Origin of the sequence: Pseudonocardia ailaonensis, from assembly GCF_039531635.1 — a bacterium.
GTDB lineage: Bacteria > Actinomycetota > Actinomycetes > Mycobacteriales > Pseudonocardiaceae > Pseudonocardia > Pseudonocardia ailaonensis.
Genome location: NZ_BAAAQK010000029.1, coordinates 29748 through 45925 on the forward strand (window position 1 = coordinate 29748; position 16178 = coordinate 45925).

Below are 16178 nucleotides of genomic sequence, written 5' to 3' on the forward strand. Positions count from 1 at the left end.
CCGGGCTCGCTCAGCGGGCCCGGGCACCGCGCGGCAGGAAGGCCGCGACGGCCGCGGCGACCGCCGACGCGACGGCCGCGATCAGCAGCACCAGCACGAACGCGGCCTCCGCGGGATGGGCGTGCCCGGCGACGGTCGTGGTCATCCCGGCGAGCACCATGCCCGCCGTGGCGCTGGCCAGCGACGTGCCGATCGCCCGGCTGAGGTTGTTGACGCTGTTGGCGGTCGCGGTCTGCCCGAGCGGCACCGCACCCATGATCAGCGCGGGCATGGCCCCGTAGGCGATGCCGACGCCCGTCGACGCCAGCGTGACCGCCACGACGATGTGCCACAGCTCGCCGTGCCAGAACACCGCGAACGTGTACGCGAGGGCCGTCACCAGCGCCCCCGCCATCAGCGAGACGCGGGGGCCCGCCCGCTCGGTGATCCGGGCGGAGACGGGGGACATCAGCATCATCGCGATGCCGCCCGGCGCCTGCAGGAGGCCCGCGACCAGCACCGTCTGCCCGAACCCGTAGCCGGTCTCGGCCGAGAGCTGCAGGAGCTGCGGGAAGACGAGCGAGCTCGTGAGGATGCCGAAGCCGAACATCGGCCCGGTGAGGTTGGTCAGCAGGACCTGGCGGCGGCGGGAGACCCGCAGGTCGACCAGGGGGTGGGCGGTGCGGAGCTCCCAGAGCCCCCACAGCGCCAGCAGCACCGCGGACCCGCCGAACAGGCCGAGCGTCAGCGGGTTGCCCCAGCCCCAGCCGCCGCCCTTGGACAGGGCGAGCAGCAACGCCAGCAGGCTCAGCGAGAGCCCGACGGCGCCGGGCAGGTCGAACCGGCCGCCCGGCGCGGGCGACTCGGGGACGAACCGCAGCACCAGCACGATCATGACCGCCGCGATGACCGCGGACACCACGAACATGGCGTGCCAGGAGGCGTGCTCGATGAGGAACGCCCCCAGCGGCAGGCCGAACGCGCCACCGACGCCGAGCGAGGCGCTCATCCGGGCCGTGGCCCGCGGCAGCGCGCGGACGGGCAGGTGGTCGCGCATGGCGCTGATGCCGAGCGGGATGACGCCGATGCCCATCCCCTGCATGGCCCGTCCGACGAGCAGGCCGGTGAGGCCGGTGGTGACCGCGGCGACGGCCGAGCCGAGGATCACGAAGCCCAGGCAGACCAGCAGCATCCGGCGCTTGCCGTACATGTCGGCGAGCCGGCCGACCATCGGCGTGGCGACCGCCGCGGTGAGCAGCGTGGCGGTGACGGCCCAGGACGCGTCCGCGGGGCTCACCCCCAGCAGCGTCGGCAGCTGCGGGACCAGCGGCACGACCATGGTCTGCTGGATCGAGGCCATGGTCCCCGCGAGCGACAGCACGGCGACGAGCGCGCGATCGTTCCGCCGCTCCTCGAGTACCGGGTAGGTCGCCGTCGCCGTGGGGGACGGGGCGGTCAGCGACACGGATCCTCCGGTTGCCGGACAGAATGGTTGTTGATGGCAACTATAACGGTCGATCCGGACTTCCGGGGCCAGGTGTGACCGATGCCCCGCTCCGGACACACGACAGGCGCCCCCGGGGTCCGGGGGCGCCTGGTCGTGAGCGGGGGGTCTAGAAGGAGGCCTCGTCCAGCTCCATCAGCGCGTTGTCCGCGGCACCGACGATCGCCTTGTCGGCGCTCAGGCGGGGCAGGACCTCGCGGGCGAAGAAGCGGGCGACGCCGACCTTGCCCTCGTAGAAGGCCTTGTCCTTGGCGTTCACCTCGCCGGCGAGGGCGTTCTGGGCGACGTCGGCCTGGCGCAGCAGCAGCCAGCCGACGAGCAGGTCGCCGACCGCCAGCAGGAACCGGACGCTGTGCTGGCCGACCTTGTAGAGCTCCGCCACGTCCTGCTGCGACGCGAACAGGTAGCCGGTCAGCGAGCCCAGCATGGCCTGGACGTCGGCGAGCGCGGTCGCGAGGAACGCGCGCTCCTCCTTGAGCCGGCCGTTGCCCGTCTCGTTCTCGAGGAACTGCTGGATCTCGCCGGCGACCGCCATCAGCGCGGTGCCGTTGTTGCGCACGATCTTGCGGAAGAGGAAGTCGAGCGACTGGATCGCCGTGGTGCCCTCGTACAGCGAGTCGATCTTCGAGTCCCGGATGTACTGCTCGATCGGGTAGTCCTGCAGGAAGCCCGAGCCGCCGAGCGTCTGCAGCGACTGGATGAGCTGCTCCGACGCCCGCTCCGAGCCCACGCCCTTGACGAGCGGGAGCAGCAGGTCGTTGATCGCCTCGGCGGCCGCGGTGTCCCCGCCGGAGCGGATCCGGTCCTGGACCGTGCCGGTGTAGAGGTAGAGCGCCCGCAGGCCCTCGGCGTACGCCTTCTGCGTCATCAGCGAGCGGCGCACGTCCGGGTGGTGGGTGATCGTGACGCGCGGCGCGGTCTTGTCCGTCTGTCGGGTCAGGTCCGGGCCCTGCACCCGCTCCTTGGCGTACTCCAGCGCGGTGAGGTAGCCGGTCGAGAGGGTGGCGATGGCCTTGGTACCGACCATCATCCGGGCGTACTCGATGACCTGGAACATCTGCGCGATGCCGTCGTGGGTGTCGCCGAGCAGCCAGCCCTTGGCTGGGACGTCGTGGGCACCGAAGGTGAGCTCGCAGGTCGTGGAGACCTTGAGGCCCATCTTGTGCTCCACGTTGGTGACGAAGGCGCCGTTGCGCTCGCCCAGCTCACCGGTCTGCGGGTCGAAGTGGAACTTCGGCACCAGGAAGAGCGAGAGGCCCTTCGTGCCGGCCCTCGGCTCCACGCCGGGAGCCTCGGGGCGGGCCAGGACCAGGTGCATGATGTTCTCGGTCATGTCCTGGTCGCCGGACGTGATGAAGCGCTTCACGCCCTCGATGTGCCAGGAGCCGTCCTCCTGCAGCACCGCCTTGGTGCGGCCGGCGCCCACGTCGGACCCCGCGTCGGGCTCGGTGAGCACCATGGTGGCGCCCCAGCCCTTGTCGATCATGATCTCGGCCCAGTGCTTCTGCTCGTCGGTGCCGTTGTCGTGCACGATCGCGGCGAAGCTGGGGCCGGCCATGTACATGTACAGCGCCGGGTTGGCGCCGAGGATCAGCTCGGACGCGGCCCACTGCAGCGACGGGGGCACGCCGAAGCCGCCCAGCGCGACGGGCAGGGTCAGCCGGTACCACTCGCCGTCCCACAGTGCCTTGTACGAGTCCTTGAAGCTCTGCGGCAGGGTGGCGGAGAAGGTCGCCGGGTCGTAGACGGGCGGGTTGCGGTCCGCGTCGGTGAACGACTCGGCCAGCGGGCCGGTGGCCAGGGAGTTCAGCTCCGACAGGATGCCCTTGGCGGTCTCGAGGTCGACGCCCTCGAACGCGCCCTGCCCCAGCTGCTCCTGGATGCGGAACACCTCGAACAGGTTGAACTCGAGGTCACGCACGTTGCTCTTGTAGTGGCCCATCGCGGTGCTCCTTTCCTACCGGCGAGTAACTGGCTCCAGGGTATTACTCACTGGTAACCGGTGCAAGCAGTACCGGGTACTTCGGGCGACCCCCGTTGGGCTGACGGGCCTTGTGTACGGAGAGTGCGTGACGCGAGAGTCCTCCTGTGACGCACGGGACACTCGTCACCTGGAGGGGTTCATGGCACGCCGGCTTTCGGTGACGCGGCGGGGTTTCGTGCTCGGCGGGCTGTCCGCGGGGGCGCTGCTGGCGTTCGGCTCGCCGGCGTGGGCCTCCGCGCCGACCGGGGGCCCGCTCACCGACGCCGGCCCGGACATCATCGACTGCGCCGGCTGGGCCGCCCGCCCGAACAGCGACATCGTGCCGATCTGGAACCAGCGGCCCGTCAAGATCCTGGTGCACCACACGGCGTCGGCGAACCAGGCGGACGTCGGCCGGGGAGCGGCCGACGGGCTGGCCCGCGCGATCCAGAACTTCCACATGGACGTCCGGGGCTGGCTCGACACCGGCCAGCACTTCACGATCAGCCGCGGCGGGTTCGTCCTGGAGGGCCGGCACCGCTCGCTCGAGGTGCTGCGGCTCGGGAAGCGGCAGGTCGAGGGCGCGCACTGCACCGGGCAGAACGTGGTGGCCGTCGGGATCGAGAACGAGGGCACCTACATCGACCAGGACCCGCCACAGGCGCTGTGGGAGTCCCTGCGCACCACCTGCGCCTACATCTGCACGCAGTACGGGATCGCGCCCACCGAGCTCTACGGGCACCGCGACTTCAAGAACACCGCCTGCCCCGGTGACCGGCTCTACGGCATGCTCCCGCAGCTGCGCAGCGAGGTCGCGGGCCTGCTCGGGCAGCGGGTCGAGGGCGCGCAGACGCAGAAGGCGAGCTGGCCGCTGCTGCAGCCCGGCGACGCCGGCGACACCGTGCTCGCCGCCCAGTACCTGCTCCGCGACGCCGGCGTCCCCGTCGCGACGGACGGCCGGTTCACCCCGGCGATGGCCGACGCGGTCCGCCGCTACCAGGTGACGACGGGTGCGGAGGACCCCAACGGCATCCTCGGCGGCGAGTCGTGGCCGGTCCTGGCCCGCACGGTCACCCGCGGCGACGGCTCGGACGCCGACCGCGCGGTCGACACCCTGGCCGCCGGGCGGAACGTCGAGGCGGTCCCGGACGAGGTGGACCACCCGGCCTGGCAGCGCCTCCTCGGCACCACCGGCACCCCCACGAACACCGCCGTCGACCCCGAAGGCCCGCCGAGATGAACGTCAGGGCGATCTGGGCCCTTCCGGAACAGCCCTGAGGTTCATCTCGGCGCGGGGGTCAGCTGAGCCGCTCGACCACCGCGAGATCCTCGGGCGTGGTGACGTGCAGGTTCCCCGGATCCCCCGGGACCGTGTAGCCGTGCTCCACGCCTTCCCGGGTGACCCGATCGGTGGATCCCCCTCGCCCGTTGCGGCGCCCGGCCCGTCCCCCGACCGCCGTCAGTAGGCTCGCCTCAGCTCGGAGGGGGGCCGCGTGATGGACGTGACCGAAGGGCAGGCGGACGCGGTGCTGGCCGGGTCCCCGGCGGCACGGCGGCTGGTCCGCGAGGTCGTCGCCGATCCGGGAGCCGGCGTGGTGGTCGACGTCGTCGGCCCGGCCGGGTGCGGCAAGACGACCGTGCTCGGGGCGCTGCGGCAGGCCTGGAGCGCCGCCGGCGTGGACCCCTCCGCCGTGCTGCTCGTCGACGACGCCCACGAGCTCCCCGACACCGAGCTCGACGGGCTGCGGGAGCGGGCCGGGGAGCCCGGTGCGCGGCTGGTCGTGGCCCGGCGCCCGTGGCCCCGCACGGCGGCCCTGGCGGCCCTCGGCGCCGCCCTGAGCACCGCCCGGGCACCGCTCGTGCTGGGGGCGCTCGACCCGGCCGGTGTGGCCGCCCGGGCCACCCGGCTCCTGGGCGGGCCCGCGGCCACCCAGCTCGTCGACCATGTGTACGCCCGCACCGCCGGGCTGCCGCTGCTGGTGGACCGCATGCTCACCGAGCTGGTGGAGCGTGCCGGCCCGGACGGGCGGGCCCGGTTCACCCGGGACGCGCCACCCGGGTCGCTGCGGGTCGCCGTGCCGGTCGCGCTGCTCGACCAGATCACCCACCGGCTCTGGGCGCTCGACCCGCGGGTGCGGGAGCTGACGGTCGCCGTCGCGCTCGGGGCGCCCCTGGACACCGAGGTGCTCGTCCCGCTGCTCGGGCTGCTCGACTCCGCGGGCGGCGGCATCGACGAGGTCGACGAGCTGGTGGACCAGGCTCGCTCGGCCGGCCTGTTCACCGCGACCGGCGCCCTGATCCCGCTGGTGGAGACGGCCGTCGTGCGGCACACGCCCGAGGCGCGCCGGCTGGAGATCCGCCGCACCCTCGCCGAGATCGAGCTCGACCGCGGGGGCAGCGTGCTCGCCGCGGCCCACGGGATGCTCGGCACGGGGGCCACCGGCTCGCGCTCGGCGGACGTGTTCGTCGCGGCCGGGGACGAGCTGGCCCGCACGGGCGGGTCCGCGGGCTCCGCCGGCTCGGCGGACGTCGAGGACGCGGGCCCCTTCTACGAGGCCGCGATCGCCGCGGGCGCCCCGGCCCTGCCGCTGGCCGCGCGCCGGGCGGAGGCCGCGATCCGCGCCGGCCGCCTCGACGACGCCCTCGCCGGCGCGGACGAGGTGCTCTCGGCCGTCGACCAGGTCGACCTGGAGGACGCCCTGCGGGCGGGCACGGTCGCCGCCGCGGTCCTCGCCCACCGGGGCATGCTCGCCCGCAGTGCCGAGCTCTACCGCTGGATGGCGGGGACGGGGGAAGCCTCGCCCCTGGGGGTCCCGGCGCTGGTGGGGACGGGGGCGCTCGACGAGGCCCGCGCGATCGTCGCGCCCCCGGCGCCCGAGCCCGGTCCGGGCGGGTACTCCGATCCCGGGGACCGGGCCGGACACGGCGGAGCCGGTTTCGGAGCCGGTTTCGGGGGTCGGCCCGGCCACGGCGGTGACGGATCTGCGGGCAGCGCGGGAAACGGTGGCGTCGACGCCCCCACGGGGGCAGGCGGCCCGGCCGGGCCGGGTGGCTACGGCGGGTCCGCGGCATCGGTCCTCGGTGCCCCTCCCGGCTTCGGCGGGGGGCGCGGCGGGGCGGCCCGGCCCCCGACCCTGCTCGCGGGAGCCGAGGAGCTGACGGCCCACGGCGTCGTCGACTCCGTGGTGGGCTCCCCCACCCGGGCGTTGTCGCAGCTCGCGCGGGCCTCCGCGCTGCTGGAGTCCTCCCACCGTGCGGCCCTGCTCCCGGACACCCCGGCCGCGCTCGGCGCGCTGGTCGCCGTGCAGACCGGGGAGCTCGACGTCGCCCGTTCGCTGCTCGACCGGGCCGTCGCGGTCCGGCTGGGCGGCCCGGCGGCCGTGCACCGGCACCGGCTGCTGCTCGGCTGGATCGCCCTGAACCGGGGCTCGTTCGGTTCCGCGCGGGCCCACCTCGAGGCCGTCTCCCCCGGCGGGGCGCGCCTCGAGCCGCGCGACGAGCTGCTCGCCGCCGCCCTGGACGTCGCGCTGGCCCGCCGCTCCGGGGACCTCGGCACGCTCCTGCCGCTGTGGGGGCGGGCGCGGGAGGCGATCGTCCGGCATCCGGTGGACCTGTTCGTGCTCCAGCCCCTCGGGGAGCTCGCGATCGCCGCGACCCGGCTGCGGGAGCCGAGCTGGGTCCGTCCGCACCTCGACGAGGCCGCCGCGCTGCTGGCGCGGCTCGGCTCACCGGCGCTGTGGGCGGCCCCCCTGCACTGGTCCCGGATGCACGCCGCGATCCTGGCCGAGGACGCCGACGAGGCCGCCGTGCACGCCGCGGCCCTCGAGGCGGCGGACGCGGAGGGCACCGGGGGCCGGTTCGTGCACGCCATGGCCGTGGCCGCGCCGCACTGGGTGGGCCTCGTGCACGGCCGGGTGGATCCCGAGCCGGTGGAGGCGGCGGCCCGCGGCCTGCACGCCGTCGGGCTCTCGTGGGACGGCGGCAAGCTGGCCGGTCAGGCGGCCATCCGGACCGACGACCGGCGCGCGATGAGCGCCCTGCTGACCTGCGCGCGGGGCCTGTCCGGCAGCCAGCCGGCGCCCCCGCCGTCGGAGCAGCTCCTCGACGAGCCGGTGGAGGAGCCGACCGAGGGCCCGCTCTCCGACCGGGAACGCGAGGTGGCCGCGCTGGTGCTGGAGGGCCTGACCTACAAGCAGATCGGCGAGAAGCTCTTCATCTCGGCGAAGACGGTCGAACACCACGTCGCCCGCATGCGCCAGCGCCTGGGCTCGACGAGCAGGGGCGAACTGATCGCCCAGCTCAAGCAGATCGTGACCTGACCCAGCGCATTATGGAACCATAACGCGCTAAAACGGCCCCCGAATTCGCGTTATGGTTCCATAACGCACTCACCGGCCATCGAAAGCGCAGCTGGTCAGTAGCGGGTGAGGGCCGCCAAGATGCCTTCGGCGCTGCGGACGACCACCCGGGCGGCATCCGCGGTGGCGCGGCTGGCCAGGGGGCTCTCCGCGCGGCGCTTCCAGCGCACCACGGCCTCCATCGCGGCCGCACGCAGCTCCTGCGGGCCCGCGGAGGGGTCCACGCCCAGGCGGGCCGAGGGGGCGCCACCGCCGCCCCCCAGGAGCCGCTCCGCGTCCGCCACCGCGTCCGCGGGGAAGCGGACGGCGCCGGCGCGGATCGCGGAGAGCATCCGCAGCTCCACGAACTCGTGGGCCCCGGCGAGGATCCGTTCCATGTCCGCGGCCAGCGGCGCCGACCCGAGCCGCGGCTCGCGCTGCAGCACCATCTCGATGGCGAGCAGCGCCGAGCGGGACTTCAGCAGGTCCCGGCGCTCCGAGAACTGCGTCGCGAGCACCGAACGCAGCTCCTCCAGCCCGCTGCGGCGCACCAGCTCCGTCGCGATCGCGGAGGGGTCCGTCATGCCCTGGCGGATCAGGGTGGTCGAGAGCCGCACGCCGAAGAGCCCGAAGCGGTCCACCAGCCGTTCCCGGATCTCGGGGCTGGGCGCGCCCTCGAGGTCGCGGTGGGCGAAGCGGTCCGCGGACAGCAGCAGCGGATCGAGGTCGCCGCGCTCCAACCCGGCGAGGGCGGCGAGGGCGGCGTACTCGTCCTGCCGCATGGTGCGGCCGGTCTGGGCGAGCAGCCCCGCGACCGCGACGACCGTCTGGCACAGCCCGCGCAGCTTCTCGTCCCCCTGGTAGCGGCGGGCGATGCGGCGGGCCGAGCTGAGCGCGTCGAGCCTGCCGACGCCGATCTCGTCCGCCCGGGAGAGCACGGCGATGGTGTTGACGGGTGCGGCCCGGGCCACGCCACGGTCCAGGAACGACTCGAGGAACCGCACGTCGGACGAGTGCAGGTGGCGCATCAGGTAGACCACCGCGTCCGCCTGCGACGGCGAGTCCTCCGGGGCGAGGAAGGCGCCGGCGCGCGCGGCGGTGTCCGCGGACAGCGACGCGATGCCCGGGGTGTCGATCAGCGTGGTGCTGCGCAGGTACTGCGAGGGCCAGTCGACGACGAGCCGGTCGACCTGCTCGGGGGGCGTCCCACCCAGATCGAGCTGCAGCGCGCCGCGGGAGCGGGCGAGGGTGAGCTGGCGGGCCGCCCCGGCGCGCGGGTACATCTGCACCCGGGGGGCCGGCGCGTCCTGGTACCAGGTGACGACGCGGGTGCACTCGCCCGCGTCCGTCGGCGCGATCTCCTCGCCGACCAGGGCGTTGAGCAGCGTGGACTTGCCCGCCTTGACCTTGCCGGCGATCGCCACCCGCAGCGGCTCCTCGAACCGGCCGAGGTGGTGGCGCAGCCAGCCGGAGGCCTGCGGGCTGTCCGCGTACACCTCCATCGCCCGGCGCAGCAGCAGCCGCACCTCGGCCCCGAGCCCGGCGGGCCGGGGCGGGGCGCCGATGGACACGGTCGGCTCGTGGACGGTCACGAGACCGCCTTGACGGGCTCGGCCAGGGCGATCGCCCGCGCGCCGAGCGCCTCGACCCGCCCGATCTCCGCCCTGAGGTCGGCGATCCGCTGGTTGCGCTGCGACGAGTCCGTGGACACGGCGCTCTGCGCGGCGGCCACCGACGTGGCCAGCGACAGGGACAGCTCCTCGGCAAGCACGGTGAAATGGTCCCGCAGCTGGCGCTGGGCCCGGCGGAGGGTGTCCCGCGAGTCCTTGCCGACCTGGAACGTCACCTCGTCGATGTGCTTGCGCACGGCCTGCTTCGCCTCGGCCTGGCGGCGCTGCTTGAGCCGCTTCCGCTCGTCGCGCAGGGTCTTGCCGCCGAAGAGCAGGCCGGCCGCGATGGAGATCGGGTTGAGCAGCGCGAGCCCGGCGAGGCTCGTGGCCAGCCCGATCATGAGCATGCCGCCGTAGCCGCCGCGCATGCCGATGAACAGTTTCTGGCCGATGCCGAACTTCTCGCCGTCCTCCGGCCTCTCCAGCGCCTCGACCGACCCGGAGACCCGGCTGCCGTCGAGCTGGATGTCCGGGATCGCGGCGTCCGCGGCCTCGGAGAAGTGCTCGGCGACCTGCTCGGCGAGCCAGCGGGCGCGCTGCGCGGTCCACACGAAGTTCGCCGAGGTCGCCTGGGCGACCTGCTGGTGGAACCACTCGGCGAACTGGTCCCAGGTGTCCGCCGGGTCGGCGTCCTCGAGCAGCTGCTCGGCCTCGCGGCCCACGGCGCGCAGCCGGTCCCGCAGGTCGTACTCGATGTCGGAGATCAGGTCCGCGACGCCGTCGTTCAGCGTGACCTGCCAGCGGGAGGAACGCTGGCGCAGCTCGTCCGCCCGCTCCTTGGCCCGGGTCAGCTCCACGACCAGCGCCTCGGCGCCACCCGGGTCCTCGAGCGCGCGGAGCTCGGCGCTGAACGAGGCGTTCAGCTGCTCGGCCACGGCCCGCACGTCCTGGCTGGTCGACCTCCGGTCGAGGTCGTCCGCGCGGGCCACGACCTTGCGCAGCAGGAACCCGACGAGCGGCGCGAACCCGGACTCGCCCATCAGCTCGGCGTCCCCGGACTCGGCCGCGTGCAACCGCAGCATGGACGACACGGGGAACAGCTCGGCCTCGACGCCGGCCCGCCCCAGGTGCCCCTTGTCGAGCTCGACGATCCGCCGCCAGTGCGGGTAGAGGTCGGTCTTGGTGACGACGCAGCCCACGTTCGGGCACAGCGCCATCGCCGCGCGCAGGAACTCCATCTCCGGCGCCGTGTACTCCTGCGCGGCGTCCGACACCAGGATCACGGCGTCGGCCGTGGGCAGCGCGGACATCGTGGCCGCGCCGTGGGCGGAGCCGAGCCCGCCGACGCCCGGGGTGTCGACCAGCACGAGCCCGCTGGCCAGCAGCTTGCGCGGCAGCGTGACCTCGGCGTGGTGCAGGCCGGCGCGGTTCTCGGGGTTGCCGGCCTCGGAGACGTACTCGGCGAGGCGGCTGACGTCGACCTCGGTCTTCTCCTGGACGACCTCGCTCGCCTCCGCGCCGGGGCGGCCGCGCACGATCCGCACGGTCGTCTCCTCGCCGTGGCGCACCTCGGTGGGCACGGCGGTGGAGATGTCGTCGTCCACGGGACAGACCGGGGCGTTGACGAGCGCGTTGACCAGCTGGCTCTTGCCCTGCTTGAACTCCCCCACGATCAGGACCCGCACGTTCGGGTCGGCCAGCCGGGTACGCGTCGCCTTCAGGCGTGCCTCCAGGTCCGGCCGCTCGTACGCGACGGTCGCCTTCACCGCGAGATCGACAAGATCGACCGCAGCCGAATCCGCCACCGGCGCCCCGCCTCCCCCCTCCGCCCGGATACCGGGCGGGCCGTTCTGTGCCCTACCTGCCTACACGACGAAACCGGCCCCACGTCCCCCGGGTGGGGGAAGCGGGGCCGGTCGGTGCGGCGTCGATCAGTGGACGATGAAGTTGCCCGAGTGGTCGATGCTGTTGTCGACGTCCGAGTGCACCGTGGTGTGGGTGCTGCTGTCCGCGTGGCTGTCGGCGTCCACGTGGGTGCTGTGGTCCGACTCGTCGTGCGTGGCCGTCGTGATGGAGTGGTCGCTCGAGTTGTTGAGCGAGTCGTGCACCGAGCTGTCCGTCGACACGTTGCCCGAGTGGTGGACGCTCGAGTCCGAGTTGTCCACCCGCGCCGTGCCGCCGGTCGCGAAGGCGCCGCCGTCGCCGACGGAGACGTTGCCGCCCACGTTGGTGCTCGTGGCCGCGCCGTCGCCGAACGACGTGGTGCTCCCGTTGCCGGAGATGTGGTTGTTGTCGCCCACCACGTTGCCGTTGCCGGTGGTCACCGGGCCGGAGATGTTGCCCGCGGCCGCCACGGAGCCGTCGCCGGAGGCGACGACCGAGTGGTTGTCGAAGTTCTGGTTGACGTCGCCGCCACCCGTGTGGATGTTCTGGTTGATCGAGTTGTCGATCGTGGTGTCGCGGTCGTCGACGTAGTAGTTCGACACGTAGGTGTTGAGGTACTTGACCGCGGCCTCGTGCGAGTGGTCCGCCGGGGGCGGGGGCGGGGTGGTGTGGCCGCCGTGGTGCGGGGCGTCGTGACCGCCCTTGTGGGGGGCGGAGTCGTCGTCGATGAGCGCGATCGCGTCGTGGATCTGCTCGGCCGAGACGTCCGTGATGCCGCACTTGGCGAGGAAGTCGGCCGGGTTCGCCTGGAATTCGGCGGCGGTGGCCGGGTCGCTCAGCAGGTCGAGCAGGACCTGGATCAGGGCGGAGGGGGAGGACATGTCGTACGTCTCCTAGGTCGGGAGTGGCCTTCGCCGAGGCTCCCGAGTGCTGGGTCCGCCGGCGTCGCTGGTGCTGAGGAAGAAGCTAGGGCGCTCCGCCGGATGGGTCATCGGGGATCGTCCAGGGTCCGCAACCGCCCCGTACGGGGGCCGGCGGCGGGGGGATCACCCGGCCGGGCGACGGGGAACCCGCCGCCCGGCCGTGGGGATCAGAGGTGGATGTGCGTGTTCAGCGAGTCCGACACCGAGTTGTCGGTGGTGGTGTCGACGTGCGTGTGCTGGCTGCTGTCCGAGTGGTCGTCCAGCTTGAAGTGGGTGCTGTTGTCGCTCTCGTCGTGCGTCCACGTGTGGCTCGAGTGGTCGCTGGAGTCGTTGCCCGAGTTGTTGATGCTCGAGTCCGACTTCGAGTTGAACGAGTCGTGGACGGACTTGTCCGAGTTGTCGACCCCGGCGGTGCCGCCCGTCGCGAAGGCCGCGCCCTGGCCGATGGTCAGGTCGTGGCCGACGTTGGTGCTGGTGGCGTCACCGGAGCCGAAGGCGGTGGTGGAGCCCTCGCCCGAGATCTGGTTGCCGTTGCCGACCACGTTGTGGTCTCCCGTGGTGACGGGGGCGGAGATGTTGCCGCCGGCCGCGACCGCGCCGTCGCCCGAGGCGGTGACGGAGTGGTTGTCGAAGTGCTGGCGCAGGTCGCCGCCGTGCGTGTCGATGTTCTGGTTCACCGAGTTGTCGACGGTGGTGTCGCGGTCGTCGACGTAGGTGTGGGTGACGTACTTGTTGATGTACTCGACCGCGCCCTTGTGGCCGGCGGCCTCGTGGTGCGCCTCCGGGGCCGGGGCGTGCAGCGACGCGAGGCCCTTGAAGCCCGAGTCGTAGTTGCGGTCGAAGGACACGGTGTCGTTGTCCTGGACCAGCGCGATGGCGTCGTGCACGTCGACGGCGGTCAGGTTGCCGAGGCCGACCTGGTTGAGCGTGGCCTCCGGGTTGTGCTTGAAGGCGTCCTGCAGGTCCGCGGCGTCCGCGTCGTTGCCGACCAGCTTCAGGATGAACTCGAGGAGGGTCATGAGGTGCTCCGTGTGTCTGTGGGTGTGCCGGAGGCGGAGGCCCCGCGGTGCGTTGACGAGAAAGTTAGGGCCGGGGGCGCCGGTCGCCATCGGGGAACGCCCACGGTTCCCGGCGGGGCCGTTGGGGGTTCCGGGGTGGGGGCTTAGGGGACGGGCGACGGGGCCGGACCCCCGGTCACCCGATCGTGTCGCGGGTACGCGCGGGAGCATTGATAACGCCGCGTCGGTCCACGCCGATGCGTTGGGGGACGGCACCTGCGCGGCTGCCGGACTGTTCGGGGGGACACAGCATGGGTTACCAGCTCGGCATAGACCTGGGGACGACGTACAGCGCGGCCGCGGTGGTCCGCTCCGGCGAGGGCTGGGTGGCCCCGGAGATGGTCGCGCTCTCCGGCCGCGGCATGGACGTCGCCTCCGTCCTCTACCTGGGCCCCGACAGCTCGGTGCTGGTCGGTGAGGCCGCCGAGCGCCGCGCCGTGACCGACCCCGACCGCGTGGTCCGCGAGTTCAAGCGCCGCGTCGGCGACTCCACCCCCGTGGTCGTCGGCGGCCGCTCCTTCACCCCCCAGGAGCTGTGCGCCCGGCTGGTGCGCTGGATCGTCGACAAGGTCGCCGCGCAGGAGGGCGGGCCCGCCGAGCGGATCGCCGTCACCCATCCCGCGTCCTGGGGCAGCCACAAGCAGGAGCTGCTCGCCGGCGCGCTGGCCGACCAGGGCCTCACGGTCACCTTCCTTGCCGAGCCGCAGGCCGCCGCGATGCAGTACGCCGCCGCCGAGCGGGTCCCGGCCGGCTCCACCATCGCCGTCTACGACCTGGGCGGGGGCACGTTCGACGCCGCCGTCGTGCACAAGGGGGACCGCGCGCTGTTCGGGCTGCGCGGGCGGCCCGAGGGGCTCGAGCACCTGGGTGGCGTGGACTTCGACCAGGTCGTGTTCGACCACGTCGTGGCCGGCGCGCCCGCCGCGTTCGCCGAGCTCGACGACGCCGATCCGGCCGTCCTCGCCGCCGTCAGCCGGCTGCGCCGCGAGTGCACCGAGGCCAAGGAGGCGCTCTCCTCGGACACCGAGGTGACCGTCCCCGTGCTGCTCCCGGGCTACCGGGGCTCGGTCCGGATGCACCGCAGCGAGTTCGAGGAGGGCATCCGGGACCGCATCGACGAGACGGTCGACGCCCTGCGCCGCGCCGTCGCCTCCGCCGCGCTCACCGCGGAGTCCCTGGACCGCGTGCTGCTGGTCGGCGGGTCCTCCCGGGTCCCGCTGGTGGCGCAGCTGGTGTCCGAGCAGATCGGCCGTCCGGTCGCGGTGGACACGGACCCCAAGAACGCGATCGCGAAGGGCGCGGCGCTGGCCGTCGCGCCGCGGCCCAGCGCCTCCTGGCCGGCCGTGGTGATCCCGCCGATCCCGGGCACCGCCGCCGCGGCGCCCGCGCGGGCGGGGGGTGTCGCCCTCGCCGGTGCCACGGCCCTGGCGGGCGGCGGGTCGCTGCCGCTCGCGCCCGGCGCCCCGGTCGACATGGCCGCCGCCACGTCCGCCTTCTCCTCCTCGACCACCACACTCACTCCGCCCGGTGGGTCCGGCGGCTTCGGGGGCCCCGCCGGGGGTCGCCCCGCAGGCCCCCCGCCCCGCCCCGGGATGCCCTCCTACGGCCCCGTGGTCCCGGACTGGGAGTACGAGTCGGAGCCGCCGCCGCGCCGGCTCCCGGTCGGCCTGCTGGTCGGGATCGGCGGCGGCCTCGCCGCGGCCGCCGTGGTCCTGGCCGCCGTGTTCTGGCCCGCCGCCACCCCGACGACCACCAGCGGGGTCGGGGGGATGAACACCGTCTCGGTGCCCTCCGACGCCCCTGCCGCGCCCTCCGCGGAAGCACCGCCGGCCGACCCCACCCAGGCCGCCACGGGTGGTGGGGCCGCCACCAACCCGGGCTCCACCGCAGGCAACGGCCGCGTCCCCGCCCAGGCACCGGCCGCAGGGGCCAAGCCCGCCCCGGCCGCTGGTGCTCCTGTCGCTCCGTCTGCTGGGGCCCCCGTCGTCCCGCCTCCGGCCGGTGGCACGAGCAGCGTTCCTCCCGCCGGCACCGGCACCGGGACGACCGACCCAGGCACGGGCACGGGCACCGGAACGGGGACGGGGACGGGGACCGGAACTGGCACCGGAACTGGCACCGGGACAGGGACCGGGACCGGCACGGGCACCGGGACCGGCACCGGAACTGGCACCGGGACCGGCACGGGCACCGGGACCGGCACCACGGAGGGCGGCACCACGCCCCCCGCGGGTGGCGCCAGCTCGCCCCCCGTCGCCTCGGGCCCGAGCACCGCATCCGGCCCGTCCTCCGCCGCCGGCGTCCCTTCCACCACCTGACCCACCGCCGAGATGAACCTCGGCCACGTCCTGACCCCACCCGGACGTGGCTGACGTTCATCTCACCCGCGAGGGCTTCGATCAGCACCACTGTTGTTCCGATCGTCCCCGACAGCACTGGTGCTGATCTCGTCCGCCCGCGTGACACCTCCCGTTCATCCCGGTGTGCCCGTCACCCGGTCCGGGTCTCGGTTGCGTCTCGGCTCGCGCACTCCGCGTGACGCTTCGGCCTCCCGCACCGATAGTCGGTCGGGGCGGGCGCAGGGGGTGCCCGTCGTTCGTGCGAGGAGGGTCCGCTGTGGGTCGGCTGGCGGGGTTGGTCATCGGTCTCGAGACGGCGGCGGTGGTGGTCGCGTATCTCGCCTTCGACTGGCCCGTGCTGGTGTTCGGGGTGCCCGCGCTGCTCGGCACCGGGCTCGTCCTGCTCGCCGTGCACCTGTCGGAGCGCCCCCGGGCCCGGCTCGCCGAGACCCGCGCGTCCCGCTACGTGGAGGGCCCCGCCGTGGGCGGGCTGATGAGCGGCTTCTACGAGGTCCCCACCCAGCGCGAGTCGAAGCCCGCCGCGGATCACGCCCGGACGTGAGCTGCCCGGCGCCCGCCGC

10 protein-coding genes are annotated in these 16178 nt (G+C 73.9%); 4 read left to right on the forward strand and 6 right to left on the reverse strand.

Annotated elements, in window-relative coordinates; genetic code table 11:
* Positions 1-10: 10 nt before the first annotated feature.
* Positions 11-1444, reverse strand: a complete 1434-nt coding sequence (locus ABD324_RS35365; protein ID WP_344427667.1) for an MFS transporter — start codon at positions 1442-1444, stop codon at positions 11-13.
* Positions 1445-1592: 148 nt separating this feature from the next.
* Positions 1593-3425: an acyl-CoA dehydrogenase gene (locus tag ABD324_RS35370; protein WP_344427670.1), complete on the reverse strand. Its 1833-nt coding sequence runs from the start codon at positions 3423-3425 to the stop codon at positions 1593-1595.
* 181 nt (positions 3426-3606) lie between these two features.
* Here ABD324_RS35370 and ABD324_RS35375 point away from each other — a divergent pair, with 181 nt between their 5' ends.
* On the forward strand, positions 3607-4686 hold the full coding sequence (locus tag ABD324_RS35375) for a peptidoglycan recognition protein family protein (RefSeq protein WP_344427673.1): 1080 nt from the start codon (positions 3607-3609) through the stop codon (positions 4684-4686).
* A gap of 256 nt (positions 4687-4942) precedes the next feature.
* Positions 4943-7765 (forward strand): helix-turn-helix transcriptional regulator, encoded by a 2823-nt coding sequence (locus tag ABD324_RS35380; RefSeq protein WP_344427675.1) that lies wholly within the window; start codon positions 4943-4945, stop codon positions 7763-7765.
* A gap of 95 nt (positions 7766-7860) precedes the next feature.
* On the opposite strand, the gene ABD324_RS35385 is transcribed toward ABD324_RS35380, so the two are convergent.
* The 4 genes from ABD324_RS35385 to ABD324_RS35400 all read right to left on the reverse strand — a co-directional run bounded on the left by ABD324_RS35385 (position 7861) and on the right by ABD324_RS35400 (position 13219).
* Positions 7861-9375, reverse strand: coding sequence for a dynamin family protein (locus tag ABD324_RS35385; protein ID WP_344427678.1), 1515 nt, complete (start codon positions 9373-9375; stop codon positions 7861-7863).
* On the reverse strand, positions 9372-11198 hold the full coding sequence (locus ABD324_RS35390; protein ID WP_344427681.1) for a dynamin family protein: 1827 nt from the start codon (positions 11196-11198) through the stop codon (positions 9372-9374). Before ABD324_RS35390 ends, ABD324_RS35385 begins: the two co-directional genes overlap by 4 nt.
* A gap of 126 nt (positions 11199-11324) precedes the next feature.
* Positions 11325-12158 carry an IniB N-terminal domain-containing protein gene (locus tag ABD324_RS35395; RefSeq protein ID WP_344427684.1) on the reverse strand — a complete coding sequence of 278 codons (834 nt, stop codon included), beginning with the start codon at positions 12156-12158 and terminating at the stop codon, positions 11325-11327.
* 209 nt (positions 12159-12367) lie between these two features.
* Entirely contained in the window at positions 12368-13219 is an 852-nt protein-coding gene (locus tag ABD324_RS35400; protein ID WP_344427687.1) for an IniB N-terminal domain-containing protein, read from the reverse strand.
* A 290-nt stretch (positions 13220-13509) separates the two neighbouring features.
* Here ABD324_RS35400 and ABD324_RS35405 point away from each other — a divergent pair, with 290 nt between their 5' ends.
* Together ABD324_RS35405 and ABD324_RS35410 are read left to right on the forward strand one after the other, a co-directional pair.
* Positions 13510-15576, forward strand: a complete 2067-nt coding sequence (locus ABD324_RS35405) for an Hsp70 family protein (protein ID WP_344427690.1) — start codon at positions 13510-13512, stop codon at positions 15574-15576.
* A gap of 298 nt (positions 15577-15874) precedes the next feature.
* Positions 15875-16159 (forward strand): hypothetical protein, encoded by a 285-nt coding sequence (locus ABD324_RS35410; RefSeq protein ID WP_344427693.1) that lies wholly within the window; start codon positions 15875-15877, stop codon positions 16157-16159.
* The last annotated feature ends 19 nt before the right edge of the window (positions 16160-16178 follow it).

Bases quoted from the DNA above. Each gene is read 5' to 3' on its own strand.
- ABD324_RS35370 (WP_344427670.1), bottom strand. From the start codon at position 3,425: ATGGGCCACTACAAGAGCAACGTGCGTGACCTCGAGTTCAACCTGTTC.
- ABD324_RS35380 (WP_344427675.1), top strand. From the start codon at position 4,943: ATGGACGTGACCGAAGGGCAGGCGGACGCGGTGCTGGCCGGGTCCCCG.
- ABD324_RS35405 (WP_344427690.1), top strand. From the start codon at position 13,510: ATGGGTTACCAGCTCGGCATAGACCTGGGGACGACGTACAGCGCGGCC.
- ABD324_RS35400 (WP_344427687.1), bottom strand. From the start codon at position 13,219: ATGACCCTCCTCGAGTTCATCCTGAAGCTGGTCGGCAACGACGCGGAC.
- ABD324_RS35395 (WP_344427684.1), bottom strand. From the start codon at position 12,158: ATGTCCTCCCCCTCCGCCCTGATCCAGGTCCTGCTCGACCTGCTGAGC.
- ABD324_RS35375 (WP_344427673.1), top strand. From the start codon at position 3,607: ATGGCACGCCGGCTTTCGGTGACGCGGCGGGGTTTCGTGCTCGGCGGG.